Source organism: Komarekiella delphini-convector SJRDD-AB1 (assembly GCF_014831675.1).
Taxonomy (GTDB): Bacteria; Cyanobacteriota; Cyanobacteriia; order Cyanobacteriales; family Nostocaceae; genus Komarekiella.
The window spans coordinates 34472-60773 of the sequence record NZ_VJXY01000046.1 but is presented as its reverse complement, the minus strand read 5'-3'; the positions used below and the strand labels follow the sequence as shown (position 1 = coordinate 60773).

Here is a 26302-nt window from a genome sequence, read left to right as displayed (position 1 = left end):
CTCAACCTACGGGAGAGGTGCAGCGCAATGATTACAAAAGTCAAAGCTAACAAATCATTTCGTGGCACTACTAAATATGTGCTTGAGAAAGAGAAAGCCAAAATCATTGGCGGGAATATGTACGGGAAAAGTACCAATGAACTGGTAGAACAGTTTACCTTATCAGCCCATCTTAATCCTCAGCTTAAAGACCCATGCTATCATTTAATGCTGTCAGTACCGAAAAATGATAGAACACTAAATGATGACGAATTAGCTAATCTATCCCAACGTCACTTTGCAAATATCATTGTACTATCGCGGCTTCAAGGTGACGAATCCCAAGTTAAACAGCCAGGAAAAAGAATATCTGACACCAAACTCAAACAGCTAGTTAATGAATTTATAGATACAGAACTACCAGCTTATGACTTCTTCATTGCCCGACACTCTGACAAAGAACACGACCACACTCACATCGTTGCATCTAGGGTCAATAACCTAGATGGTAAATCTATTCGTACCTGGAACAATTACGCCCACTCGGAACACTCCGCTCGACTACTAGAGCGAGAATTTAAGCTAACACCAGTACAGAGTAGTTGGGAAAGTAAACGTAAAGCTATGACTCGGAACCAATTGGAACGAGTCGAGAGTTTGGGGCTTCCAGGTGAAGAAATAATGCGCCGAGCGATTGAAGAGGTGGCAGTAAATAAACCAACAATGCCCCAATTAATAGAGCGATTATGGAGAGAGCATCAAATAAAAGCTCTTGTCAGTTATTACAGTCACGGCGGGGTAAGGGGCATTAAATTTGGTATTGATGTTGGCTCAGTTAATGAAGATGGTTCGCCCCGACTCCTGTGGAAACAGGGAGGTAATCTCAATAAATATAAGTGTTCTTTCGCCAAACTTCAGACAGAATTGGGGATAAACTACAACCCTAAAAGGGACGATAGCGAAATTAAACGCTTAAATAATTTCTTAGAATCTGTAGCTAATAACCAAGTTAATCAGCAAGTAATAACGAAAAGATTACCTGTTAAAACTCAAAATATACTCGAAAATAAAACCAATATATACCTAGCTAAATCAGATACTGAACAACCAGCAAACTCACAACTCATCAATGCAATCTCTGACTTTATATCACAGTCAGTAGTTAAGTCTTTCTTAAGTGAAACGTTACCACAATTGACAGAACAACTTTCTCAATATCAGCAGCAGCTATCACAAGCCAGAACCACATTCAACGAAGTATTAGCGGCTATTCTTGAAAAAGAACAACAACTTTTATTACAAAAAACTGTAGATACAATCTCTGGCTTTATAGAAGAGTCAGTAGTTGAGTCTTCCCTAAGTGAAACGTTACCAGAATTAACAGAACAACTCTCTCAATATAACCAGCAGCTATCAGGAGGAAAAACCACATTCGATGACCTGGAAGCAGCGATCATTTATTTGAAGCAACTCCAGAAATCACAAATAACAGTGGATGCGAACGCTCTTAATAAAGCTCAAACTATAACTACTCCTAAACCAAAGCTAACCCCAAACCAAACAGCCGAGTTATACAAGTATTACAGCAGCGACTTGCATAATTTATTAGTGACTGACCGAGATAAAGAAATTGCTAAGAAGGCGCTATTAGATAATAAGCCAGCCCAAGAAGTTGAAGAAATTATACTAGCCAGCCCAGCCGGATGGACACAAGATGAAGCGAGAGCATTGGTACTAATCGCTAACTCTAATCTGGTATCTGAGCCGGATGAGCTAGAAGTCTTACTCAAAGAAGAACAACTTCTTAGCCAAGAATTCTTAGCGATGGCTGTACCTATTGCTGTTGATTTAATCAATTGGCAATTAAAAGAAAGTGGGGAGAATAGCTTAAGATTTAAACGTGCAACTCTGGAAAAACAGGATAAAGAACTAGTATTTACCCATGATGAACGAGGTGAAATTTTCCGGGTATCTGTCAACCGAAACTCGTCAGGTGAGCTTGAGTATTCACCGATTAATGTGGGGTCAATAGAGAAAGAAGATATTCAACTTTGGTCAGAGGCAGAGTGCGTATTACAACAAATAATATCATCAGCAGAACAAAAAGAAAGAAGACAAAATAAAGGAATCTCTCTCTAGGCAATGGCGCAACTAGACACCCCGCTTCGCTCAATACTTACGGTGGGAGCCACTGCCAACCAATTGATTATGGAACGAGCGGTATATATAGGGTCAACCTTAACCCTGATAAAATCAAGAGCAAAAAATTTAAGTCTTTGATGAGCCAAGGGTAAGTTATGGAAGCGAAAAGCGAGGTTACAATTAAATTTAGCGGCTCACTGCCTGATGCCAAACCATCAACTCCGGTCTAAAATTGCTTGGATTTGAGCGATTACTGCATCATGATCAATAGGCTTCTGGATAAATCCATCAATTTTTATATCTACAGCCTTTTTGACATCATCTTCAGCGAAACCTGTCACCAACAAAATAGGAAGGAATTGAAATTTATTCGATTGTCGGATACGTTGAACAACTTCAAATCCATCCATTTTCGGCATCATTACATCTAGTATTAGCAGGTCAGGTGGGCAAGGGTTTGTTTCAAGAAAAGCTAGCACCGCTGCTCCCGATTCAACAATCTCAATCTGGCATGACTCTGCTTCTAGAATCGTTTTCATCAGAATTGAGTTATCAGCTACGTCATCACAAATTAATATACGCTTAATAAAATCCTGCATTAGTTTTATTTGAGAAAAAATAGCTTTTTCTCCCGTCAGTACTAGAAAGATGCCAAATTTTCTAAGTATAGATACACATACAATCTTTAGTCTGTCCGGTATCGGATATATAAATCAAAATTGTTATAGCGCCAGACTTATAGCCCCCAAACTCCCATTAGTTCAAATGATGTTAAAGCTTTAGCCAAACAAGCGTTTATATTCTGCCCTGACTATGCCGTAACATTCGCAGGCGGCTGTTTCCAAGCTTTTTCTATCAACAATCTGGATCTGCCCACGCTGGTAACGGATTAAGCCCCTGCTCTGAAGTTTACTTGCAGTTTCGCTAACTCCAGAACGCCTAACACCAAGCATTGTGGACAGAAATTCTTGCGTGAGGGGAAGTGAGTCTGACCCTACACCATCACTGCTCATTAACAACCAACGGCACAGCCTTGCTTCTACATAATGAATCCGGTTGCAGGCTGCACTTTGTGAACCAAGAACAATGATTGTATGTATGTAACGGTGGAGAAGCTTTTGCAGCACGCCCCCTCTGTCGAATGCCTCTTTGAGGATAGTAGCTTTGACACGCACGGCTTGTCCTGGGATTTGTGCTAACGTCTGCATCGGTGTTGTGTTTGCATCCAAAAGAATTGGCACACCTCCCATCCCCTCATGCCCAATACAGCCGGATTCGACTGTTGAGCCGTCCTCCATCACTGTTACCATAGAGAGCAATGAGTTAACAGGAAAATAGACATATAGGATAGGCTCATTTGGCTCGATGATCACCTGTCCCAGAGAGAGCGAGACTATTTCCAGATGAGGATGCAAGCGTTCTAGCTCATCAGGAGGTAATTTGGCAAGCAGTAGATTTTGCTTTTGTGATGGTATATTTTGATGAGTAGACATCACAGATGCCTCCTAACATCAATGATCTTAATAGTGCTAAGTTCACTTCAAGCATAGCAACAACGTAGCACTCACAATCAAATCTCTACAAGAGCCAATGCCTCATGGCTCTGGATATAGAAGCGTTTTCAATTGCCGATTACACGAATTAGCCCAATTGTGTAGCGCAATGACTAGATATATTGATGTGACGAATGACTAAACTTAGGCGAGCTTACAGATGACAATTCGCTGCACCCGAATTGTTATGCCGCACAACCTACTAACACAAATGCGATCGCTTAAATCAGTTACCCCCCATCTGTTTCCAACTCTCACACTAATCCTATGACTCATTTATCAACCATGTTTCGATGACTTGTCCCATGCCGATAGGTTGCTCTACAAAACCAAGTTTCGCGTAAAATTCGGGAACATCATCTGTAAATAAGTAGACGTGTTGCCCCTTTAATCGACTCAGTAGCTTTTGTATCATTGTTGTTGCAACACGCTGACGACGATATGCGCTGAGTGTCCAGACATCAACAAGATAAGCATTGCAAACACCATCAGACAAAACGCGGGCAGTGCCAACAATTCGATTATTGGCGTAGGCAACACAGGCAGCGTAACTATTTTCAAACGATATTTTAAGCTGTTCTGGACTGCGCCCATTGTCAAAGGCATCTTGGCGTAATGTTGTTTTCATTTCTGCCCAGTCAACATTATCTAAATCAGTTTTGTAGGTAATTTCTGGCATTTCAAAGTAAACTCTTGGATGTTGGGTAATGTGCTTGAACTAGAAAATTGGCTTCTCTAACAATTTCCAAGGATACTTAAGGCTGAACACTAACAGATTCAAATCCCAAAATTTTGGGGAATACTAAGTTGACGTTTTTACGTGCCATAAATGTATACTTTACAACCCTGGATAAATTGCAATCTCGATAGAGTTGGCATTTATCCAGGATTTTTTATATGCAATAGGTTTATTACCGCATAGTTTGTACTGTACTCTGAGCAAATAAGCTAATACTAGTAAGAAAAGTAGGTAGAACCAGGTTATTTTATTTTGGCTGCTAATCACTTGTAGTAAAGGTTTTCAGCAGCCATTACTGGGAAACTTCCTTGCGATGTCGTGGCTCAACAGTTCACGCTAATGGAGGGGTCTGCCGAGACGTAGATGTATTTATATTACTGGTGGTAGGAACGGTATCACATATTGATAGATTTTGAGCGATATCCTAAACTTAGCTCCCTAAATCACCAGGAAACTAGATGACCGCTACCCTCGACATGTCTACTTTGCCTTTCTCTGTATGTCATTATCATAACAGGAGCTATTTAGCAAAACTTTTGTTATACTTGTTTACATGAACAATGATTTAGACTTTAAATCTCCTGAGCTATTTGGTTCTGTTGTTTTCAGACCTGACTTTAATAGCTTTAAAACTATCAATGCTTCCCAAGCTTGGTCTTTATTCTTTACAGGTGGTAGAGAAGATAAAAAACTAGATTCTAACCCTCGAATCAGTCTATTCTTTACTAGTATTTTGTTAGTGCTTGGTGTTTCAGGGTTCGCCAGAGCAGTAATTATCCAGACTTTCTTTCCTGCTTAAGTGCTTTACTAGTAGCTAATACGATGTTTTTTTGGAACCACCAAGAAGTTGGTGGTTCAAATTTTTAGTGTGTCTTCACTAAGATCTGATTAACGGGATAGTTTCGGCTCAGGACAAATATTCATCTAAAATTTGGCAACTTAACATAGGAGAATTAATGTTAGAGTTCAACATCTTGACGGTATTCTCAAGCACTTACTGCATTGGTATTTGTGCCTTTCTAATTCCGGTCAACCTAATTGCTACTTCGTTGACAATAGGTTTGACATTATTGTGTCGTCCCGCTCTTGAGATTTGGCCAAGTGCTGTAATTGCTAGTATCTTTGCTTTATTGATGATGCTGCACGTATTTGCTTGGTTCGCGATCGGAGTAGTTATGGCTCCCACATACATTTTATTGGGACTAGGAAGCATGTGTCTGTTCGCCAATTTAGGAGCAATTCTCCTACACAGACGCTTTGCTATCGGCATATAACTAAGATACGTTAGCTTTTATTTAAATCAGCACCTAGCAACTAAAATCATGAAGTATCAAGCGATAATGGACAAACCAATCTTGGAAAAAGATGGCATGAAATCAGAGTTTGGAATTAATGTAACGTGGTATGCAGCGGTACATTCCCACCCTTTAAATAAAGGGAAATATTCATATGCAATTGCCACCCATAATGTATTAGAGCGCAATCTCTTTCCCTTAGCCGACTTTGACTCGTGTCTATTTGGCTGCTACGACACACCACGTCAAGCACTGAATGCCGGAGTTGAAGAAGCACAAAACAGAGCATCTGATTTTGGCAAAAACATTAGATAAGAAGATAAATTTAGCCCAATCTTACCATGAGCGCTATGAATTGATATTTCTTATAGTCTATCTCTTGAGTATGGGTAGGATATTTTACTGAATTTTTCTAGAATGACTGAAGTTGATTTGTATTTGCATATTAACAAGCTCTATAAGTAATTAAATTTCTTAGTAGTAACTCTGTTTATAAAAATCTTACTCAGCAATTCATATACATATGAATGGTAGATATTTTCACGGCAAAACTTTGGGGAGTAAGTTATAATTAAGTTATCAGAGATTATTTTCGGATATGTAACTAAACTCATCAATAAAATCTTCTCCGAATCTCAATTTATATATATTTTGAATTGGGAGGTTTTTTATGTCAATTTATGTCAGCAATCTAGCTTATGAGGTTGAAGAAGAGAACCTCATGCAGATATTTTCAGAACATGGAGATATTAAGAAAATTCAAGTCTATATAAACCAGAAAACTGGCGCTAATAAAGGATTTGCCGTTGTATAAATGGAGACTGGTGCAGAAGAAGCAGCAGCAATTCTGAAGCTAAGGGGTATTGAGTGGATGGGACGTACTCTCAAAGTCAATAGAGCTAATACTAAGTACAGCATTTCATAAATCCGTGTAGGTTCAACGACAAGCTAGCGTCACTGACTCTAGTGGAATATAAGTCGGACATTAATACAAAGGAGATGAAAAAATGCAAGCTTTATTAAAAGAATCGAGCCAATTACTGACTCATACTATAACTGATAACAACCAAGGACATACAACTACCTATATCTGGCAACCTATGTGGAGTCAGCATCGTTGCCCTTGCTGCTCATACAGTTTACTCCGTCATATGAGTGTAGGTGGTATTTACTGGCGTTGTAGCCATTGTTATCAAGAAATGCCAGATTGGGACTTGGGACATATCTAAGTGCAGAACTAGCTACGCTACTCTTGTCCCTCGTTGTAGCCCATCCGTGACAGGTTAAGGAAATTACACATTTGTCAGTATGGTGGATGAAAAAGTGACAAATCCAGCTTAGAGAGAAGTGGTTAAGCTGAAGTCAGCTACTACAGTTGAAGGAACGGAAGTGAAAATTGATGCTTCTAAGGGCGTTAAGGTAAATGATGCCACTGTTGCAACACCAGATGTTGCTGCTGATAACGGTGTTATTCACATAATTGACACAGTGTTGATTCCTGCGTAAATAAACGCTGAAATAGAGAATACTGTTTGTGGGGTGGTGATTCTAGATAATCACCGCCCCACTACTGTCTAAATGTGTTTACTAAGATATATTTACAAATATCTTGATTTCAGATAACAATTTATTCATCCAGTATTTTCAGAGATTTATTGTTTTAAGTAGTTCGCCTTTGTTAGAAGCGACTAGATTTTTTTATATAAGGTCAATAATATAGTTAAATGCTAATTTTCTCAAATATTGTCAAGACACAGAGATGAACTGGTAAGCAAATTCAAGTGTACTTTTTTCCTGTATTTGCTTTCACGAGAGCCAACTAAAATTACACAAAGGATTTCATGAAAGCACTATTGATTTACCCTCAGTTTCCCCAGTCTTTTTGGTCTTACGATCGCTTTATGAAAATTGCAGGACTCAAAGCCGTCTTGCCTCCACTGGGGATTATTACAGTTGCAGCACTTCTACCCAAGGACTGGGAAATTAGATTTTGCGATCGCAATGTGAATCTTGAAACAGAAGCTGATTGGGAGTGGTGTGACCTAGTAATTCTTTCTGCAATGCTGGTGCAAAAACCAGATTTCCATGCGCTAATTCAAAAAGCGGTGCGGTTAGGCAAAAAAGTTGCAGTTGGGGGCCCTTACCCCACTTCAATCCCGCAAGATGCCCTTAACTCTGGAGCGCATTATCTGGTTTTGGATGAAGGGGAGTTGACAGTTCCACAGTTTCTAGAAGCACTCAAAGACGGCAAAGAGCAAGGAATCTTCCGATCCCTGGAAAAACCTGATGTCACCCAAAGCCCGATGCCACGTTTTGACCTGCTGCAACGGGATGCCTACTTGATGATGGCTATCCAGTTTTCTCGCGGTTGCCCCTTCAACTGCGAGTTTTGCGACATTATTACACTCTACGGTCGTAAACCACGCACTAAAGAGCCTCACCAGACCATAGCCGAGTTACAAGCTCTTTATGATTTAGGCTGGCGAGGGTCACTATTCATCGTTGATGACAACTTTATTGGCAATCAGCGTAACGTCAAACGCTTCCTAAAAGAATTGATTCCTTGGGTGAAGCAGCACGACTATCCATTCACCTTCATCACTGAAGCTTCTGTGAATTTAGCAGAAGACGATGAACTGTTACATCTGATGAATGAAGCAGGCTTTTATGCTGTCTTTCTCGGCATTGAAACCCCCGATCAAGATAGCCTGCAAGTAACACAAAAACTTCAAAATACTCGTAATCCGTTAATCGAAGCCTGTCGCAAGATCAATGAGGCAGGTATGCTCATCTATGCGGGGTTTATCCTTGGTTTTGACGGAGAACGCCCAGGAGCAGGAGAACGGATTCAAGCTTTTGTTGAACAAACTAGTATTCCTCAACCGATGCTGGGCATTCTCCAAGCTTTGCCCAATACTGCTTTATGGAACCGTCTTCAAAAAGAGCAGCGTTTAGTAGAAGGTATTGGCGTTACTGAGGTTGGAGACCAGAATTCCTTGATGAATTTTATCCCCACCCGCCCAATAGCTGAAATTGCTAAGGAGTATGCAGAAGGCTTCTGGATGTTATATGAACCCAGCAACTATCTAAGACGCAGTTTTCAGCAATGTCTCAGTATTAACTCGCCCTCTAAGCGAAAGCAAACGATGCAATTTTCTCCAGGTAAGGGGTTGCGGCTTGTTGCTCAGGTAATCTGGCATCAGGGCTTACGACGACCTGAAATTCGCTTGCAGTTTTGGCAACAACTATGGACAATTCTGCACAGAAAGCCTCAAGTTCTCAATATGTATTTAGGTCTATGCGCTGCGGGAGAACATTTTTGGGAGTACCGCGCTTTAGCTAGGCAACGGATTACTCAACAATTAGGCTACGACCCACTAAAAGTCCCTATGCTACCTGAGGTTTGTGCAGCAAACGAACAACTTCAAGCGCTGGACATTTGATATTCCACGGCTTTAAGAAACTTTTAGGTGTTTGATATCAAGTTTTGATATCAAAATGGGCTTTGTCAGACACGGATAATTGATGGAGGGCGATAGCTAATTAAAATGGCTCAGAGCATCGCTTAACTAAAACCTCTCCAGAAATCCTATCAGGGCTAACGTGCAGATATTTACTCGTGGTATCCAATCATTCCTTCTCAAAGCCACAAATACCAAAACCACAATATATATAATTAGAGGTAGAGCAGCCTCGATCGCGCAAGAAAGGTAAACAGCACTGGCTACTGAAACCTTTATCTAACAAGCTTTTTAGCTAGGTAATCTTTCTTTGAGGGCTTACTTTTTTCTTACTTGTGCCTCATCCCATAAGTTAAATGCTGATAAACAGTGCTAAAGCATTGATTAATATCTATGTCATCTTCCTCCCTTGCTGATGTTGATGGATGAAGTTGCTAATTAAGAGTGAGAGCGTGTATGCTCTTACACAAACAGTCTGCCAGTCTGACCGCCGACTATGACCAAACTCGACCGAGTGCCAGTAGCCCAGCTTCCCGACAAGTACGGAATTGTTAAATCCGTTCTCTATGATCGCATCAATCGGTTAGGCATTAAGCCAACCAAAATTGGTAATAAGTCTTATGTCAGTGGAGAGCAGTTAGAGTTGCTTGACCAGCTAGATGCTCACATGAAAGCGGGTGGCAGCATGGCGAACTTTGCCGACCAGTACGCCAGTCAGTCCGGCAGTCAATATGAGCATTTTGATTCTGGCATAGAGTCTGCCAGTCAGTCTGACGGTCAGTTAACAGTCACCGGACTAACCGCCAGTCAGCTCGGTCAACTACCGCAACTAATAGAAGGTTTAGTGACACGGCTGATTCCCGCCATCGTCCGCCAGCTTCCAGGATTAGCTTCTGACCCAGTTGCCCATTTACGGGCATTGGAAGAAGCTTATAAAAATGGTTGGCTACTCAGCACTCGTGAACTAGCGACTCTACTGAAATTGTCGCCTGCTACTGTTCGCGGGTACGGTACACAGTTTGATGATGCTGGTTTTGTTTTTACCAGGGCGGGAGTCAGGAAGGGAGGAGAAGTAGCATGGTCAATTGGAAAACCCAAAAAATTTAAATAAGAGGCATTTTAGATTAATCTTCTGATTACACATCAACAGGCATAATCACAGAAATCAATTGATTACGATTCTTTCGATAAATCCTAAAATCGCTATCAAATGTGAGCAATTCACTTGAAGGATATAGTTGTGTCATTCTCACTAAACACGCATCTGCTAACGACATCGGAACCGACTGATATCGCCGCAGCAATTCTTCAATTTCTGCTGCTTCTTCACTTAAGCGCATCGAAATTAAGATGTTTCCTGACCCAAGCATTGACATCACTGTTTCCTGACCACCGTTAAGATTTCGCAACAAAAAACAAGTCTCTACAATCACAGCCTCACAAGTCAGTAAAGGCTGCTCAATTTTCGCTAAGGTGTTAATTACCCAGGCATGAAGATGCTCTCTGCGATTAATAAAAGCTACTAATGGCCCCGTATCGATGATGACTCGCTGCTTCATTCACTTCCTAAACTTTCTAGATATTGTTTGTTCGTCGCCAAATCACCGGGGCCATCATCAATACAACCAGCAAATTGTTGAGCTGCTGCCAAAAATGAAATCGGCTCAATTTGTTCAATGTTTGTATTTTCTTGTACTAGCTTACTTTGCAGAAACTCAATAAAATCTAAGACTTCTTGTTGCTTCTCTGGTGGGAGTGACCGCATTTTTTCAGTGGCAGTTTGTACAATGCTCAAGGCAACCTCCAGACGTTATCCATACTGACTTAAAAAACTAAAGTAGAAATTGCATTTTCTTTCTGCTGCTCAGTCACACCCAAATATCGCTCCAGGGCAGCAAGTGAGCGATGACCACTGATTGATTGAATGTGGCGCAAGGGAACGCCTGCATCACTCATCCAGGTTAACGCCGTCCGCCGAAAGCTGTGGGAAGATATCCCCTTTTCATCTAAGTCTACACGCCGCAGTGCCTCACGTAATATTCGGTCAGCACTAGCTTTATGGATATGCCCCAGCCCGTGACGACCGGGGAACAAATGAGGATTTCTCCCTTTTAACTCCTGGCTATAAGACTCTAAAAATTCCTTGAGCTTGGGATGTACCTGAATTTCTCTGGTATCCTGCCCCCCCTTGGTGTTATAAGCTCTAATAATCAGCTTGGGTCTAATCCCCCTGGAGCCGATGACATCCCCACGCAGCAAAGTGCAGCTCTCGTTAATTCGGGCAGCGGCATAAAGGCACACGCCAAACAGAGCGCGATCGCGTGGCTTAACAAAACCTTCGCTAAATAGTAAGGTTATCTCTTGGGGGGTTAGGATTTCGGCCTTGCCGAAGCGATTGATCTTCATAGGGAATATCTTACGCTCACTAATACTACTTTTATCGCCTAAACCCCGAAAACCTTAATCTCTCGTTGCCAAACACCACTCATTACCGACTATTGCAAACAATTATCATCTGTCTCACCCAGACAGTTGACACACGCTGATCACAAAGCGCTAAAGCCGTCAGTCAACAGAGGCACAATCAAGTCACTTCCCTCTCCTCCAACAATCATAGAGAAAGCGATCGCTTGCTTTGTGTACTAGCTTAATTTTCCTTTCTTCGCGTGGGACATCAAACCAATCATCATCATTTTTGTGTTTATTAGCCCGGACAAACTGTCGTTGATTTAAGTCAGCCGCAGTTCACTTGCACTGTGGCGACCCCTAAAAGTTGTGCCTGATTCTCGATTAGTCCACACCACCACGTAATCATTACCCACTACCTCGTCTACTACGCCATCACATATCATCTGCACTTTATATATGTCCCCTGCCCAAACCACAACAGCGCCAACTTCAATTGATGGAACTAGTTGACCATTTGATTCGGTTTCTAATGGTGACGGCTCTGGTGACGGCTCTGGTGATGGCTCGAAACTATTACTTTGACTGGCTTTTACCTTCGGTGACGGCTCAAACCCCACTCCACTTTTATTTATTACCAAATCATTTTCAATAGACTGTGGTGGTAAAAGATTTTCTGATAACAAAGAAATCTCGATTTGAGTCTCTTGCTCTAAAACTAATTCCACTTGTTTTTCCAGCAGATTTGGGAAAGTGCCGTCACCCGCCGTCAAGTCCTTATTTAGTGCGGGTTGTGAGCCGTCACCAGTGCCGTCACCAGTGCCGTCACCCTTAAAAAGATTTTGAGCAAGAGTGTAATCATGGGTGGGAATGTGATCATCTATCCCAGCTACCCTAAGCCGCAGCCCCCGGATAAATTTACCCGTTTTGGTAGAATATTTCTCCACTCCCCAGCCCAAAACGCTGCGGCACAGTTCCAGTAGATCGGGCGAAAAGTTGTTATGATTTTTCGGTTTACTACCAGCCTTATGGCAATAGCGGTTGTAAGAACCAAACAGGGTGCTTGGGGTTGAGCCGGACTCGCCTTCAAAGCGATCGCTGCCAATAGGAGTCTTCGCCATCGGGTCAGCAATCACGTACTGATTCAACCACGCCGCGATTGCATCTACACGGGTGCGGTTCTCCCAAAATTCCAGTGTGCATTCTGGGATTTCTTGCAGGCCCTTAATTACAGCGGTCACATGGTCGTCTGATAGACCCAGAACGTAATTGGTAAACGCTGCTAGTTCTGGCTCAAATTCAATATCTAGATTGCGGCATTTAATTGGGTCTACGGCATTGTTGCAAGGGAATGAAATCACCCGCCGCTTCACCCGCCCTACGGCATCGCCTGTGAAAATTGCCAGATTGGATAATAGCAGCACCATGCCGTCATATTGATAATTAAAAGCCTTTCTTCCCTTCTCCTCCGCTCTAATCGGGTCTTCTCCAGTCAGCGAAAGGAATTTACCCAGCTTCCCTGTTTGTTTGTCTTCGTCTGGGAAGAGTACCAGCCGCTTCTTGTAAGCATTTGCCCCCTCGAACCGATTATTGCACCAATCTTCGAGCGTGGTGCTATGGACGTTTTCCGACCCAATTAAGCTCACTAGCAGCCGGGCGAAAGTACCTTTGCCTGTCCCACCCAGCCCAATCAGGTGCAGAAATTTCTGTAAATCGTAGCGTCCCTTTAACACCGCATTACAGTAACAAATCAGCAAATCTTTGAGCTGTTCATTCCCTGCCGCCAAGTGTGTTAGGAAAGCGTCGATGTGTGACCAATCAGTAGCTTTGGGGTCATGTTCACGTGGCAGCTGCCAAGTCAGCCGATAGCCAGGAGAATGGGGTAAAAACTTGCCCGTGGCAATCTCAAGGACTCCATTGAAAAATGGCATCAGTTCTTTGGGCGAGCGCTCATTCCATTCACGGACAAACAGCTGCGAACGCAGGAATTTAACAATATTAGTGATGTAGCTATGGGAGTTATAGCCCTCGATGCCCCTGGCAGTGATGATTTGATAAACAATCATCTCTATGGCTTCTTCGGTTTCCCCTGACCATACCCCAGGTAACTTGACCTCATAGTGCATCCACTGCCTAGCTTCATTGTTGTAAGCTAGGCGATCTCGGAATTCTTCGGCTATCTCCCGACTAATTTTGTCCGCGGTCGGCCTTTTGTCGCTTGAGTCGTTGCTAGATACAGCAAACTGCGACTCCATGTAGGCGATCGCTCTGTTGTAAGCGTCGTCAAAAGCTTCTTCTCCCTTGTTCACGATGAAATCATCTAATCCTTTGCCATCTTTTGAATTCCATTCAACAATAGCAACGTATGCACCCAGCTTTTGAAGTACAATTTTTAACTTTTTTATTCCCCTGGCGACTGCTTTGATGGCTGAAGGTTTTTCATCTTGATCAAAGGCAATCGCCAATGTTGAACCAGGGCCAACGAAGGGTGTTAAGTCCGCCATCAGCGCCGGAGGTCTTCCGGGTGCGCCACATTCACAGCCATATAGCCCAATCATGATGTGTCCGTGGGATAGGGCGCTTAGAGCTTTTTTGCCCCCTTCCGTAGTTCCCAGTTGATTTACTGACTCTTTCACCCACTGCCAGAAACTACCGAATATTGGCACATCCAAGCCCGATTTCTCAGCGATTAGCTGGCGTACTCCTGGAGGAACTGGGGGCAGGAATGCACGGTTTCCATCTCCTTTTGGGGCAAAGTATTGGTATGGGCGCTGCTTTTCTGCGTCCCAGATGCTAACGATTACTTGCCAGATGCTTTTATCTTCGTTAATTAGAAATGCTGCGTATAATGGCTCATTGGCTTGATGCCTGAATCGCTTGTATTCCCATCCCAAAGCTTCATGTATGGGTGTTTCTACATCACCGCCTGGCCCACATTCAATGTCTTGGTGGAATTCTACGCTTGCGTCGAAAATTTCTGGAGCTATTCCACTTCCTTCAATAAAAGACTTACGAATATAGGCTTGGAACTCTTCAAAGCTCTCAAATTTGTTCTGCCGTTTCTCTTTTGGGGTGCTGCTGGCTGTTTTGGGATTGTGTGGTGCTAGGTCTTGCTTAATTGGCGCTGACTGTGCTGTGATGAGGGGATCTGAATTTTTATGCGCTGCGCCATGATTTGACAGTCCGGGCGCACTTTGCATTTCTAGCGTATTCATTTGTACTACTCCATGTATTTTGTGTGAATTTTGGGAGTAGTTCTTTGCTGTTGTCGTCGCGTTCTGTTAGGTTAGAGAGTGAACAAATATTAATATTTCAATCTGGCAGTGGTTTTTGTTGCCTATTCGTGAACGACTGGTAATCGTTCTTGGTGTTCGCCTCATCATCTAACAGAGCGCACCCGAAGCAGCAAGAGCTACTCCTTTTTTTTGTACCCAAGCAGATTGAATGCTTGGGAATTTTTGTTTTTTAGCCAGTTTTTAAGCATTTTTCTTGATAATTGTACTGCGTCCTGCTCTACATATAGGATGTGATCGCTATCTAAGACAAAGTAAATAGCTAGGCATTCTGGTAGAAACTTGTGGTCAGACAGTGGCAACGGAGGGAGAGGAAAAGGGCCAATCATTACTTATCGCCCCCAGACTGCTTATCTCTCTCTATCGCATCAAGAACAATTCTCTCAACAAGATTGCTAAGTGTTCTACCCTCCTTTGCTGCCCATACTCTTAAGTACTGCTTTGTTTCTGTGTCACAAGTGAAGTTTATCTTCTCTGTTCTCACGTCATCTTCGGTCATGTTCTCCCTTCTCAAGATATATCCTTTTGCTGATATTTTTACACTTCTCATCCCCTCTCAACTTGCTAACTTCTCATATTATATGCTAAGTTGAGAACTGTAAGATATAAACCCACAAGTGGCGAAGATAACCACGGATGGAAGCGGATAACAGACCCCGTAAGACGGATAGAACAGAAACCGCAGATATCCACAATTTGCTTACTACAAGGGTTTTGCAAAAATTTCAAACAACCTCAAAGGACTTTAATCAGATGGTAGATTTGGCATCAAGTCCCACAATCGGGACATTAGCCCCATCGTTGACCCCTGCTTCTTGGGATTGTGGTAACGGGTATTGTAAACTACATTTTTCCGAAGGAGAGATACTTATCCCCTCCTACTTTAAACAAGTCATTGAGACAGACTCTAACGACTACGAAAGCTTAGGCAACGGTGCGGTAGTCGAATATCTTCAGGGCGAACGCTCTGATCTATCTGGCTCTAAGTGGTTGATTGGTGAAACCGCTGAAATCTACTGTAAGCAGTCATTTGGACGCATTGTTGACGACTTTAAAAACAAAATTACTTATGGACTGCAAATGCTCTTAGGTGCAATTGCTCTAACTCCTAGACAGCAGAGCTATAACTTGTTTTTAGTCGCTTCATTGCATGACTCTCAAGCCTTTGCCCATGATCTAAAGAAAGCCTTGCAAGGTAAGCACGTCGTCAAGTTTGATGGCAAAGACATTGTAAATGTTGACATTACCTGTCAAATAACAGAGGAAGGTGTAGGAGCATTGTTAGTTTCCCGCGCCCCTGGTCAGCAGAAAGTAGCTTTGATTGACCTGGGGCATGGAACTACTATCACCTCAATATTTGAAGGCAACAAACTATTACAAAATAGTCGCAAGATTGACACAGTAGGCGTTCACCATCTTTGCGAGGCGATAGCTAATAATCTGCAAACCCGTCGCCACCTTGGTAAACCAGCTAACCCTCATCTCATCCGAGAGGGGATGAGCAAGAACTTTGTTTATGGAACCACCAGTTGGGAGTTTTCTAGCATTTACTCATCGGAACTGAAAGGATGGCTTGCATCTTGTTTAGTGCCTGCGTGGAAGCATTTGCAATCCCGCGCTGATGACCTGGATGCTATTTACCTTGTGGGTGGTGGTGCAATGCTGCCATCGGTTAGTGCAATCGCATCTAGGCAAGGAATAGCACAGATTTCTAATTCCCAGACGGCCAATGCAATTGGGTTACTTAAATTAGCTGTTGCATCACTAAAGAAGGCTTAATTTATGGCGAAAGATAACCGGGTTTGCATCCCCAAAGATTTGATTGACCCCGTAAAGGCTGAGGCGGAAAAACTGCTTCTTACAGATGACCTGACCTCTGCTGTGACTTGGATTTTAAGGGCTTATTTTAGAGAGAAAAATTCACTGTGCTGTCAGCACAAGCAACAACCTGCTCTAACTGAGCAGTCCCAACCCGACAGCTTAAGTAACTTTGATAATTTGTTCGTAGCGTAACCATGAAACCAAACAACACACTTAGACTCTCTGTTGCTTCTGTTGCTGCCCTTGGTTTTCTGGCGCTTGGCTACTTCGGAGTGCAGTACTTCGGCAGAAACAATATGTTTACCATCGCCGCCGCTGTGGGTGGTGCAGGGGCAATCAGCTATGTACTACAAAAACCGGCTCAACCAGAAACCCCAACCGCACCGATAAAAACGCAAAGAAAAGGGAAGAAGTCATGAACGATCACCAAACGATACAGACGCAACCATCGTTAACGACCACCGAAATCATCACTATCCTCTGCGGCTGTGAACAGACTTTACGGTTTGTGCAAGCATCTCCAAATTACCGAGAAATTGAAGGCTCCTCAAGGTTCAGCACATCGAATGACCTGCGCTTGGGTGATGCAGTCCAAGCCTTGATGGAGATTCATGAAGCGATTTTAGATATCGAGTTCTCGAACCGGTGTTGAGGAAACAAATGTTAGAAATAGCAGCCTTACAGCGTAATCATTTGTACGAATTTCGGGGTCAACAACTGCGCTACAGCCACCGTTCTAATTGTGGATTACTAGCCCGATACGTGTTCACTAATTCGTCACTACGGCGAAAAGAATTAAGCGAAAACCAAGTGGTTCGAGAGGTTATTGAATTAAATGAATTTCGGGATAACTGATGATAAAGCGATTGCACCCACCGACCAAAGTAAGGCAATCGCTCATCAGAGTGCATCGTGAGTACACATCACACCAAGATATTAGCAAAATGAACAAACCCATCGGCTTTTATACGTCAGCTATGCCCGGAGATGGTTCGTACCTGGATGAGCTTCAGCAGCGGTACGGCAGCACATTTGAGCAACTCAGCAAGATAGAAAAACTGTTGCTATTACATGGAATCGTCCAAAACCTGTTGAATGCAGAGATAAATATTCAAGGCAGTTCAGTAGCGGCTGCCGCTGTTTCAACAGTTTCTCTTATTGCCCAGAGTATCAATAAAAGGGTGACTTTGGGCGAACATCTGGGACTGGCATCCGCATTGATTAATCAACTCAAATACCAACGCTAAGGAGTGGAGCGTAATGGATTTTGCAATACGAAACCCTATACTTGGTCATGCAAGCCATATTGATGAAAAAGCACAAACTTGGGGAGGATTTGACGCTGATATTTTGGGCTATCTTTCAGACATAAATAAGCTAGAACAGTTTGCAGATTATGCAAATAATGCCCAAGAATTATCAGAGAGATTAGAGCCTTTCTTAGACAACGCTAAGGTCGTCTTTGAGGCGATGGAGAAGTTGACCAAGGGGCAGGTTACTTGGACAGAATTAAGAAAGCAATACGGCTCCCATGTTGCAACTGCAATCGCTAAGATTCGCAAGCTCAATTCGGAATTCGATTCAGAGATGAGTAAAATCGATGCCCAAGATAGAGCGGATCTGCTGCGAATTGACCAAAAACGCAAACACGCACTAGCAGAAGTTGCAGCGCAATTACACCACGATTTACAAGCAGAATTGTGGAGACATGAAAATAAAATCAGCAGCATAGAAAATAAACAAACTGTGCAGGCTGAAAGACAAGCAATCACTACGGGACTGAGGGAAAAACGGCAACAACTTTTAGCCCGTGCAAGGTATGGCTCAAGGGCATTAGAACCCAATCAAGCACCCCAGGAAGTGATACCAGTTACTAGCCAAAGTTATGCACCAGCATCTAGTGTTTCCGCAACCGGAACAGTTAGAGGATGGGGCGCAATGCTGGGTAACTTGTGGAACAAGCTGGGCGATAGATAAGTAATTAGTTAAAAGGGCAAGGCTGATGTTAGTTAGAAAAGCTGATTCATCAACTAACGTCAGCCCTTTTTCATTTAAAGGGCTGGCACAAACACCACAACAACAGCAACAACCAGAACAACCACCACCACTGCCAGAAAATAACAGAGGTAGGACATTTAGACGCGCTGGAAATGCTTGTGAGATTGTCGCTGGCAGCTGCTTAAACAGTGCAGTGATTTTCACCTTTCATTTATTGCAAGTTCACCCCGTTGGAATGTTTCTAGCTGTGGGTACTGCACACCTGTATTTTACTGCCACTGCAACAGGTGAAGGGTTCAACAAGTTTGTCACTAATTTAATGACTGGTTGCAGTGCATCATTAGCGTTGTTATGTGCGCTCTCCGAGCCTCTGGGGGAGTGGTTAGAATCGAGTACTTCTGCACAAACAGCTAATACTGAAATTGAACAGATGTACTCACCCAAAATTGCGGATTATTCCAGTTGGATGAGTGGTGCAGGCGTGGCGATAGTCGTAGCAGTATTAATGATTTTTCTATTTGGTGGCAGGACTCGTAAATGAATTATTTAAGTGAGAAGTATAAACAGTTAGAAGAGTCCCAACAATCCGGCTTAATGAAGTGGTTTGGTCAACTGCCCTTTGATAAGAAAGCCGTTGCAATTGGGCTGAGTCTGACTGTGGGTATTGGCTCGGCGGCAATGGCTTGGAAAGGGGAGTCAAGCTCGCGCATTTACTTCTGCTTTCGGACTCCCCAAAGCTACCTAAAATGTAACGACTTGAATAGCCGACCTTTCAGAATGACGCCATATTATTGGGAGCAGTGGAAACAAGAGGGAATGCCCCCTCAAGTAGTGCGTGACAAATCTTTGGGAGTTAACGGGCTAGTGAAAGCAACCAACCCATATAAGCCGTTTTGGGCGTTTGGCGGATTCGTGGGGTTTGCGCTTGCTGGGTGGATGCTGCGACACTGCCAATCGGAGGAGAGACAGAGAGCCGTATTTGAAGACATCGCCCAAAAACGGGATGCAGCAAGAGCAGAGATGGCTGCACGTCGAGAGCTGTTAGACAGTTACCGTGATATTGCGATTAGAGAGGTGGAACTGCAAGCTGACTTGGATTTAATCGCTAACGAACGCACTGTTGATATCCAAAAAGCTGAGATTTACGCCCACACCGAGATTGAAGTGACCCAGCTAGAAGCAACTGACGCTATTTTTTCAGCGCAAACGGCTGGCATGACCGAGCAACAGAAGGCAGAGTACATCAAGCAGCTGCGTCTTATGAAAACGCCCTATCTACAAGGTACTCAGACTTTACAGGGGACGGTTGACCCGAACGATAAGGTTACTGGAAATGAACCAGGGGTAATTGCAGCTTCACCCGATGCATGGGTGCAAAATTTGGTCAAACAAACTGCCCTGATATGGGGCAACCAAGGGGGCGGTAAATCCTGGTTAGCCCGTTACGTTGCCCGACTTAAAAAACAAGCAGGTTATCGAGTAATCGTGTTAGACCCAGACAGCAACCGCGCAGAGTGGAAGGGGCTGGAAAGTTATCACTCTTGGTCAGATATTGAAGCACAGATCCGCGCCTATGTTGAGGAAATAGAAAGCAGGCTTTATACATTCAATAACTCAAACTTGAGTGAAGACCAATGGCGACAAAAATTATGGGCTGATGGTAAGGCAACTGCTCTTCTTTGTGAAGAAGTCACTACCTACGGCGACTTTATTAAGGATGAAGAATTACTTTCAAAGTTTGGCAAGTTGGCGTTAACCAAATCTCGTAAACAAGAGATGCCTTTAACTGTGGTCGCTCACAACAACACGACTACGTGTTTATTTGGCATCAAGGGATTACATAATCTTGTTTCTAAAATGCTCCAAGTTGAATGTTTGGCCCAAGTAGATCCAGTTACACTACAGCCCAAATCTACGGGTAAAGCAAAGGTCAAACTCGATAGTTCTAACGAATGGATATTAGTTGAATTGCCCAAGATGACTGCAAAAATATCTGACTTTAGCGACACTATACCAGCAGAATCTAAGCCAAATCCCCCTATCGATAAAGCCACTTTAGAGCGCATTTATGAACTGGAAATCAATCTAGGTAACAAGGCAGGTGACACCCAAGATGCGCCTAATAAACTATCACCAATGGCGCAAAAACTGTATGAATATCTCACCAGAACTGAACGAATAGAGGCTGATGTTAGGGAGTTCAAGGGCAACTTTAAAGTGAACTCAGAGAGATTCACTGTTGAGCAAATCAAGGGTTGGATGTACGAAATTGTTGGAGCTGGGCTAGCCGATTGGGTAGCTCCTGGAATCATCAAGCTCAATCAAATTTAATTCCTTAGTGTCTGGTGTCTTTGGCAGAAAACGAGGTGATTTTGGCAGACATTAGACACCAGACACAGCAGACACCAAAAACCTGAAAGCTTTACATCACATAGACACTACTCGGACACCAGCCGCTGACACCGCTGACACCGCGTGTCTAGTCCATGTCTGCCAAATGTCCGCTTTTCACTGCTAATTAATTTCTAGAGATAGCTGAATACTATGCACCCAATTGAGTTTAAGAAACGCTGGTCATTAACTTACGACCAACTGGCATTAGTTCTTGGCTACGAAAGTACATACACCCTTCGTTGCTGGGCAATCAAAGGTAAACATCACCGCAACCCTCAAGGCAATATTTTCGTTCTTTGTGGACTTTTGAATGAAAAATGGGAGCGTGAAGGCAAGGTAGTTGATAGCTATTTATCGAGGTTTACTTGATATACACTCTCGGAACTTTACGAATCAGTGAATTGAGCTTCACCGCTATAATCAGCAGTTATTGTGTAGGTAAAGTCCAATTCTACCTACACAATAAATGCTGATTTTAATCAATTATTTGGACTCAGCTATCAGATTACCTGACACCTCATCTTTGATTGGGGTCAGTCCCAAAACGCTTCTCAATTCGCTGTAACTTAGTATTGCTATAGCCTGTACGTTGCCAAATTGCTCTTAAATAAGTGTCGATATCGTCCGAGATGTTTACCGGAATAAATTGATTGAATCCAAAGAAAATCAACAAAGTAAATAATGCAGTAAACATCCCCATCGTCCCATATTTACTTATGGGTTCAGCGTGAAAAACCTCTCTTTCTATCGTGGTAGTCTTGGGGGGACTGTTCTTCAACTCCTGAATAACCGTAGTCAAGTTCTTCGTGTGAATCAACAGGTCGTGACAGTTCGACTTTAACTGTGAGATTTCGCTCTTTAGTCCTTTGAACTCTAAACTCTCTGATGTCGATGAGGATTTGCTTATATTCTGTGACTGACTCAGTAAGTGAGTTAATTCTTGCCTCAAACTGTCGTTGCTCTGCTCGAACTCTTTCCAGGAGAGATTCTGATTCTTCAGTTCTCCCGTTAGCATCTCGATAGTCACCATCGCTTTGCTGAGGAGTTGATTCTGAATTAAATTCGTTTGCGCCCATGCTTGTAACTCTGCCCTATCGCGTTCGCGTTCAGTTTTCTGTGATTGCTTAAAACTTTCAAATTCTTTATACAATCTGCCAAGTGCTATCTTGACCTCTCCCAGTTCACTACTCTCTACTGAATTGGCAGTTAAGTCAGGGGAATTGTTGTGATTGCCGTTGCTGTTACTGCTCATTAGTTTTCTTTTGACCCCGGCGAGAAGTAGATGCAGTTGCTTTTACTTGCTTTGATGTTGAAGTTTTAGACGAGGATGCAGCTTGATTCACCTCTGCTTGCTGCAATCCTAAATAAACCCCAGCCTTTTCAAGCTCTGGTTTAGCCTGATCCAAAAACCCACTCACTAGTAGGTAATCCCCAAAAGGAAATCCGTTCTCTTCAGTAGCAGCCGAGTAAGGCAGACCTTTTTCTGTCAACGTGTCAAAAGTTGAATAGTCTAGCTCTGGCATAGATATTTCTATGCCTTTTAGTTCGGCGATCGCTCCCGCCGTTTTACTATTATCCCAACGTTGAAAACCTAATCCTTTATCCCAACAGAGATTCTTTACCACTACATAATCAGCTTTATCATCACAGAACTCAGCCATAGCTTTTAAGCTAGTTATCACCGAATACCCAAGGTTTAATACAGTCACCAGCGTTACCCTATAACCTAAATCACCTGCAATCTTAAATAGCCCAAACTTACTGATAATCTCCCTGGTTTTATTGCTTGATGCCCCTGGCATATCTACGACTATTGCATCCGGTGATTCGGCTTTTATCTCCGTAAAGAAGCGTTTTGCCTCTGCCACCTCTAAGAAGTTTAATAGTCTTACACCATTACCAAAGTTTTGATAATAATCGTACAATTCTGGATTCTCTGTATCAGCGTCATAAGCTAGATAATTAATCCCCTTTGAATGCATTACATCCAGTAGTAAACGAGTAAAGGCAGTTTTCCCTGTACCACCTTTACCCCCCAGAATCATCACGATACGTTTCATACGTTACTCCTATCAGTGACGTTAAATTGGGCAGAAGTTTTAGTCGTTGGTTTCTTTCGTTTGCCCTGTTGAGTTGTCTTGTAGTCGGATGGTTCACTACTATTCGTTGATGAACTATCCGGCTCTATTGATGGAACTTCATCATTAGTTACAGTTGATTCCAAGGTTAATGATGACGACTCCGAGCCATCAACTGATTCATCAATCGCTTTATCTGATGATTTATTACTGGAGATATTATCAGTTGAGAGGAAAGCTTTTTTATGAAAGCCCTTCAGACCACTGGCCGCTAGTTCTACCCCATGACCTTTAAATACATCAGAAACATCTTCATAAGAGTAACCAGCGTCTAACATATCTTGAATAGGTTTAGCTAAACTTTGGACTAAATCTGACAGGCCTATAGTCTTAGGAGTAGCCGCTTTCTGTTTGAGACTAGTTTGAATATCTTCTACTTTCGATAAAGGGACAGCTTTTGGTTTACGGGGCATAGTTGGCAGTCGTAACAAATAATTCCATTGTAGAAACAAACTGCGCTAATTCCAGGTTTAATAATTATGTATAGATGTAACAAGAATCAATTAAAACGCATTAATCAAGGCTGATGTTTCTATAAGACCCACGAGATTGAATAACAGAAGCATTCCCCAGTTACACTAGGGGAATGCAGAGGGGTACTCGTGGGTAGCCTGAGTCTCGTCCAACCGCGCTTACCCGTTTTGTGTCCGGGTTTCTCCCTACCCTCGGTTACGCGTTGGGGCGGAGGCAAGCAATACGCCGTAACGCGCCAATGGCGCTGCTATTCCTACGGAATAGCGGCGTGTTTGCTTGTTGGGGGTGTCCCCCAAACCCCCGTTAAATCCAATAAAATACCCAAATAATAAGCATGAAGTAACTGAAGTTTCCAAGTCATTCGCCTACCTGCTTGGCGCTTCGCGCCATCGCAGCTACAGCGAATGACTCGGTTAAAAAATAAAAAATCAGATAACTCTCCGTCTAATTAGTTATGCAACCAGACCCCCGTATCAATCTTAGTAATCAACTAGCTGACACATTAAGCAATCGGTCAGTATCTCCAGATGATAAGCGAGAAATAACTATCACGTTTAGGGCTAGCTATGCAGAGAAAGCTAGACTAGAGCAACGGTGCAGTGGAGTGGTGCAAAGCGACTATATTAGAACGAGATTATTTGATTACCCTCTACCACATCCTAAGCTAGTTATTCCCGAAGTTAACCGACAGGCTATCTACGAGCTAAAGAAGATTGGTAACAATCTGAATCAGCAGACTAGGGCTATTAACGAAGCTGTAAAAATTGGTAGCCAACCCCTGACTAGCGAGGTCAAATCATATCTGAGAACTATTGAAGAATTGACAGCACTTTTATCACAAACTCGCCAATCACTTACTCAACCTACGGGAGAGGTGCAGCGCAATGATTACAAAAGTCAAAGCTAACAAATCATTTCGTGGCACTACTAAATATGTGCTTGAGAAAGAGAAAGCCAAAATCATTGGCGGGAATATGTACGGGAGAAGTACCAATGAACTGGTAGAACAGTTTACCTTATCAGCCCATCTTAATCCTCAGCTTAAAGACCCATGCTATCACTTAATGCTTAGTGTACCGAAGACTGATAGAACTCTCAATGATGACGAATTAGCTAATCTGTCCCAACGTCACTTGGCATCGGTCATTGTACTATCTCGGCTTCAAGGTGATGAATCCCAAGTTAAACAGCCAGAAAAAAGAATATCAGATACCAAGCTAAACCAGCTAGTTAACGACTTGATAGAATCAGAACTGCCAGCTTATGACTTCTTTATAGCGCGACACTCTGATAAAGAACATGACCACACCCATATCGTTGCATCTAGAGTCAATAATCTAGATGGTAAATCTATCCGCACCTGGAACAATTACGCCCATTCTGAACACTCTGCCCGACTGCTAGAGCGAGAATTTCAGCTAACCCCAGTCCAAAGTAGTTGGGAAAGCAAGCAGAAAGCTATGACTCGGAATCAACTTGAACGGGTCGAACGCGATGGACTCCCAGGCGAAGAAATAATGCGCCGAGCGATTGAGAAAGTGGCAGTAAATAAACCCACAATGCCAAAGTTTATTGAGCGGTTATGGATAGAGTATCAAGTCAAAGCCATCGTTAGTTATTACGGTCATGGTGGGGTAAGAGGCATCAAGTTTGGCATTGATATTGGCTCAGTTAATGAAGATGGTAGCCCTCGCCTGCTCTGGAAACAGGGAGGTAATCTTAATAAATATAAGTGTTCTTTTACAAAGCTTCAGACAGAATTGGGGATAAACTACGACCCATTACGGGACAATAGCGAAATTAAACGCCTAAATAAATTGCTAGAATCTGCCCCGATTCAGCAAAATAAACAGCAGCTAATATCTCCAGTTTCGTCTAATAAACCTCAAAATATAGTCGAAGCTAAACCCCTAATAACCCCGGCTACATCAGCAGAGTTATACAAGCATTACAGTACTGAATTGCAAAACTTATTAGTGATTGACCGAGATAAAGAAATTGCTATACGGGCGCTTAAAGATGAAAATTCAGCCCTGGATGTTGAAGAAATTATCAAAGCCAGTCCAGCTAAATGGACTACTGATGAAGCTAGGGCATTGGTACTAATCGCTAGCAATCAACTGGCAACTATTGAGCCAGAACCAGAACATTCACTCGACCAAAAGCAGCGTCAAGAAGAGGAATTCTTAGCGGACGCAGTGCCTATTGCTGTTGAATTAATCAACTGGCAGCTAAGAGAAAGTGGCTCAAATAGCCTTAGATTCAAACGTGCAACTCTAGAGAAGCAGGGTAGAGAACTGGTATTTACCCATGATGAACGAGGTGAGATTTTTCGAGTGGTAGTCAACCGAAACCAGTCAGGTGAGCTTGAGTATTTACCGATTAATGTGGGGGAAGTAGAAAGAGAAGACCATCACTTTTGGCAAGAAGCAGAGCGCGTATTGCAACAAATAATAGAAGAAAAGCGGCAACAAGAAAGAAGACAGAGTAAAGGGATCTCCCTCTAGGTGATGGCGCAACTCTTAACCGCTGCGCTCAAATAGGCGGTGTCTGCCACTGCCACAAATCCACTAGTTGAGCAAACCAATTTGTTGCAGGCAGCGGCAGAC

30 protein-coding genes and 1 pseudogene are annotated in these 26302 nt (G+C 42.8%); 20 read left to right on the top strand and 11 right to left on the bottom strand.

The features are described 5' to 3' along the window. The coding region (locus tag FNW02_RS29155; RefSeq protein ID WP_225225976.1) for a relaxase/mobilization nuclease domain-containing protein at positions 1–2118 on the top strand (2118 nt) is incomplete at its 5' end. 218 nt (positions 2119–2336) lie between these two features. Here FNW02_RS29155 and FNW02_RS29150 read toward each other — a convergent pair. The 3 genes from FNW02_RS29150 to FNW02_RS29140 form a co-directional block, all read right to left on the bottom strand. Continuing rightward, positions 2337–2720, bottom strand: coding sequence for a response regulator (locus tag FNW02_RS29150; protein ID WP_191760949.1), 384 nt, complete (start codon positions 2718–2720; stop codon positions 2337–2339). 180 nt (positions 2721–2900) lie between these two features. After that, complete coding sequence (locus FNW02_RS29145) at positions 2901–3614, bottom strand: Crp/Fnr family transcriptional regulator (RefSeq protein ID WP_191760948.1); 714 nt, start codon at positions 3612–3614, stop codon at positions 2901–2903. Between the two features lie 325 nt (positions 3615–3939). Further along, positions 3940–4353 carry a GNAT family N-acetyltransferase gene (locus FNW02_RS29140; protein WP_191760947.1) on the bottom strand — a complete coding sequence of 138 codons (414 nt, stop codon included), beginning with the start codon at positions 4351–4353 and terminating at the stop codon, positions 3940–3942. Between the two features lie 613 nt (positions 4354–4966). Between FNW02_RS29140 and FNW02_RS29135 the strand changes: the two genes are divergently transcribed. From FNW02_RS29135 to FNW02_RS29100, 8 genes and pseudogenes are all read left to right on the top strand, one after another. After that, positions 4967–5212 carry a hypothetical protein gene (locus FNW02_RS29135; protein ID WP_191760946.1) on the top strand — a complete coding sequence of 82 codons (246 nt, stop codon included), beginning with the start codon at positions 4967–4969 and terminating at the stop codon, positions 5210–5212. 157 nt (positions 5213–5369) lie between these two features. Continuing rightward, positions 5370–5687 (top strand): hypothetical protein, encoded by a 318-nt coding sequence (locus FNW02_RS29130; RefSeq protein WP_191760945.1) that lies wholly within the window; start codon positions 5370–5372, stop codon positions 5685–5687. 66 nt (positions 5688–5753) lie between these two features. Next, on the top strand, positions 5754–6023 hold the full coding sequence (locus FNW02_RS29125; protein ID WP_191760944.1) for a hypothetical protein: 270 nt from the start codon (positions 5754–5756) through the stop codon (positions 6021–6023). Positions 6024–6378: 355 nt separating this feature from the next. Next, on the top strand, positions 6379–6522 hold the full coding sequence (locus tag FNW02_RS38985; protein ID WP_225225975.1) for an RNA recognition motif domain-containing protein: 144 nt from the start codon (positions 6379–6381) through the stop codon (positions 6520–6522). A 193-nt stretch (positions 6523–6715) separates the two neighbouring features. Next, positions 6716–6937 (top strand): hypothetical protein, encoded by a 222-nt coding sequence (locus tag FNW02_RS29115; protein WP_191760943.1) that lies wholly within the window; start codon positions 6716–6718, stop codon positions 6935–6937. A 115-nt stretch (positions 6938–7052) separates the two neighbouring features. Continuing rightward, positions 7053–7214, top strand: a pseudogene (locus FNW02_RS29110) (fasciclin domain-containing protein); the annotation flags it as partial. A gap of 335 nt (positions 7215–7549) precedes the next feature. Continuing rightward, complete coding sequence (locus FNW02_RS29105; RefSeq protein WP_191760941.1) at positions 7550–9151, top strand: B12-binding domain-containing radical SAM protein; 1602 nt, start codon at positions 7550–7552, stop codon at positions 9149–9151. Between the two features lie 514 nt (positions 9152–9665). Continuing rightward, on the top strand, positions 9666–10280 hold the full coding sequence (locus FNW02_RS29100; protein ID WP_191760940.1) for a GntR family transcriptional regulator: 615 nt from the start codon (positions 9666–9668) through the stop codon (positions 10278–10280). A gap of 25 nt (positions 10281–10305) precedes the next feature. On the opposite strand, the gene FNW02_RS29095 is transcribed toward FNW02_RS29100, so the two are convergent. From FNW02_RS29095 to FNW02_RS29075, 5 genes are all read right to left on the bottom strand, one after another. Continuing rightward, positions 10306–10728: a type II toxin-antitoxin system VapC family toxin gene (locus tag FNW02_RS29095; RefSeq protein WP_191760939.1), complete on the bottom strand. Its 423-nt coding sequence runs from the start codon at positions 10726–10728 to the stop codon at positions 10306–10308. Further along, the gene (locus FNW02_RS29090; protein ID WP_191760938.1) at positions 10725–10964 is read right to left on the bottom strand and encodes a DUF2281 domain-containing protein; all 240 of its coding nucleotides are present in this window, start codon (positions 10962–10964) and stop codon (positions 10725–10727) included. The genes FNW02_RS29095 and FNW02_RS29090 overlap by 4 nt, the downstream gene beginning before the upstream one ends. Positions 10965–10993: 29 nt before the next feature. Continuing rightward, entirely contained in the window at positions 10994–11575 is a 582-nt protein-coding gene (locus FNW02_RS29085) for a tyrosine-type recombinase/integrase (RefSeq protein WP_191760937.1), read from the bottom strand. Between the two features lie 323 nt (positions 11576–11898). Next, positions 11899–14790, bottom strand: a complete 2892-nt coding sequence (locus tag FNW02_RS29080) for a DUF3854 domain-containing protein (RefSeq protein ID WP_191760936.1) — start codon at positions 14788–14790, stop codon at positions 11899–11901. Between the two features lie 406 nt (positions 14791–15196). After that, complete coding sequence (locus FNW02_RS29075) at positions 15197–15418, bottom strand: hypothetical protein (protein ID WP_225225973.1); 222 nt, start codon at positions 15416–15418, stop codon at positions 15197–15199. 86 nt (positions 15419–15504) lie between these two features. On the opposite strand from FNW02_RS29075, the gene FNW02_RS29070 reads away from it, so the two are divergent. The 9 genes from FNW02_RS29070 to FNW02_RS29030 all read left to right on the top strand — a co-directional run bounded on the left by FNW02_RS29070 (position 15505) and on the right by FNW02_RS29030 (position 21450). After that, positions 15505–16647 carry a ParM/StbA family protein gene (locus FNW02_RS29070; RefSeq protein ID WP_191760935.1) on the top strand — a complete coding sequence of 381 codons (1143 nt, stop codon included), beginning with the start codon at positions 15505–15507 and terminating at the stop codon, positions 16645–16647. A gap of 3 nt (positions 16648–16650) precedes the next feature. Next, positions 16651–16881, top strand: coding sequence for a hypothetical protein (locus FNW02_RS29065; protein ID WP_191760934.1), 231 nt, complete (start codon positions 16651–16653; stop codon positions 16879–16881). Between the two features lie 2 nt (positions 16882–16883). After that, positions 16884–17108, top strand: a complete 225-nt coding sequence (locus FNW02_RS29060; RefSeq protein WP_191760933.1) for a hypothetical protein — start codon at positions 16884–16886, stop codon at positions 17106–17108. Between the two features lie 241 nt (positions 17109–17349). After that, entirely contained in the window at positions 17350–17544 is a 195-nt protein-coding gene (locus tag FNW02_RS29055; protein ID WP_191760932.1) for a hypothetical protein, read from the top strand. Beyond that, a complete protein-coding gene (locus FNW02_RS29050; protein ID WP_225225972.1) occupies positions 17544–17936 on the top strand; it encodes a hypothetical protein in 393 nt (130 codons plus the stop codon). Before FNW02_RS29055 ends, FNW02_RS29050 begins: the two co-directional genes overlap by 1 nt. 13 nt (positions 17937–17949) lie before the next feature. Next, on the top strand, positions 17950–18666 hold the full coding sequence (locus FNW02_RS29045; protein ID WP_191760931.1) for a hypothetical protein: 717 nt from the start codon (positions 17950–17952) through the stop codon (positions 18664–18666). A gap of 25 nt (positions 18667–18691) precedes the next feature. Beyond that, a complete protein-coding gene (locus FNW02_RS29040; RefSeq protein WP_191760930.1) occupies positions 18692–19228 on the top strand; it encodes a hypothetical protein in 537 nt (178 codons plus the stop codon). Then, positions 19225–21018 (top strand): ATP-binding protein, encoded by a 1794-nt coding sequence (locus tag FNW02_RS29035; protein WP_191760929.1) that lies wholly within the window; start codon positions 19225–19227, stop codon positions 21016–21018. The genes FNW02_RS29040 and FNW02_RS29035 overlap by 4 nt, the downstream gene beginning before the upstream one ends. Positions 21019–21231: 213 nt before the next feature. Next, positions 21232–21450 (top strand): hypothetical protein, encoded by a 219-nt coding sequence (locus FNW02_RS29030; protein ID WP_191760928.1) that lies wholly within the window; start codon positions 21232–21234, stop codon positions 21448–21450. 148 nt (positions 21451–21598) lie between these two features. Here the strand turns inward: FNW02_RS29030 and FNW02_RS29025 are convergent, their stop codons facing one another. Genes FNW02_RS29025 through FNW02_RS29015 form a run of 3 tightly spaced genes read right to left on the bottom strand, consistent with a single transcriptional unit; the run spans position 21599 to position 23632 of the window. After that, entirely contained in the window at positions 21599–22333 is a 735-nt protein-coding gene (locus FNW02_RS29025) for a hypothetical protein (protein WP_191760927.1), read from the bottom strand. Continuing rightward, positions 22323–23141, bottom strand: a complete 819-nt coding sequence (locus FNW02_RS29020) for a hypothetical protein (protein WP_191760926.1) — start codon at positions 23139–23141, stop codon at positions 22323–22325. The genes FNW02_RS29025 and FNW02_RS29020 overlap by 11 nt, the downstream gene beginning before the upstream one ends. Further along, on the bottom strand, positions 23138–23632 hold the full coding sequence (locus FNW02_RS29015) for a hypothetical protein (protein WP_191760925.1): 495 nt from the start codon (positions 23630–23632) through the stop codon (positions 23138–23140). Before FNW02_RS29015 ends, FNW02_RS29020 begins: the two co-directional genes overlap by 4 nt. A 515-nt stretch (positions 23633–24147) precedes the next feature. Here FNW02_RS29015 and FNW02_RS29010 point away from each other — a divergent pair. Together FNW02_RS29010 and FNW02_RS29005 are read left to right on the top strand one after the other, a co-directional pair. Beyond that, positions 24148–24600 (top strand): plasmid mobilization protein, encoded by a 453-nt coding sequence (locus FNW02_RS29010; protein WP_191760924.1) that lies wholly within the window; start codon positions 24148–24150, stop codon positions 24598–24600. Then, the gene (locus tag FNW02_RS29005) at positions 24578–26200 is read left to right on the top strand and encodes a relaxase/mobilization nuclease domain-containing protein (RefSeq protein ID WP_191760923.1); all 1623 of its coding nucleotides are present in this window, start codon (positions 24578–24580) and stop codon (positions 26198–26200) included. The genes FNW02_RS29010 and FNW02_RS29005 overlap by 23 nt, the downstream gene beginning before the upstream one ends. The last annotated feature ends 102 nt before the right edge of the window (positions 26201–26302 follow it).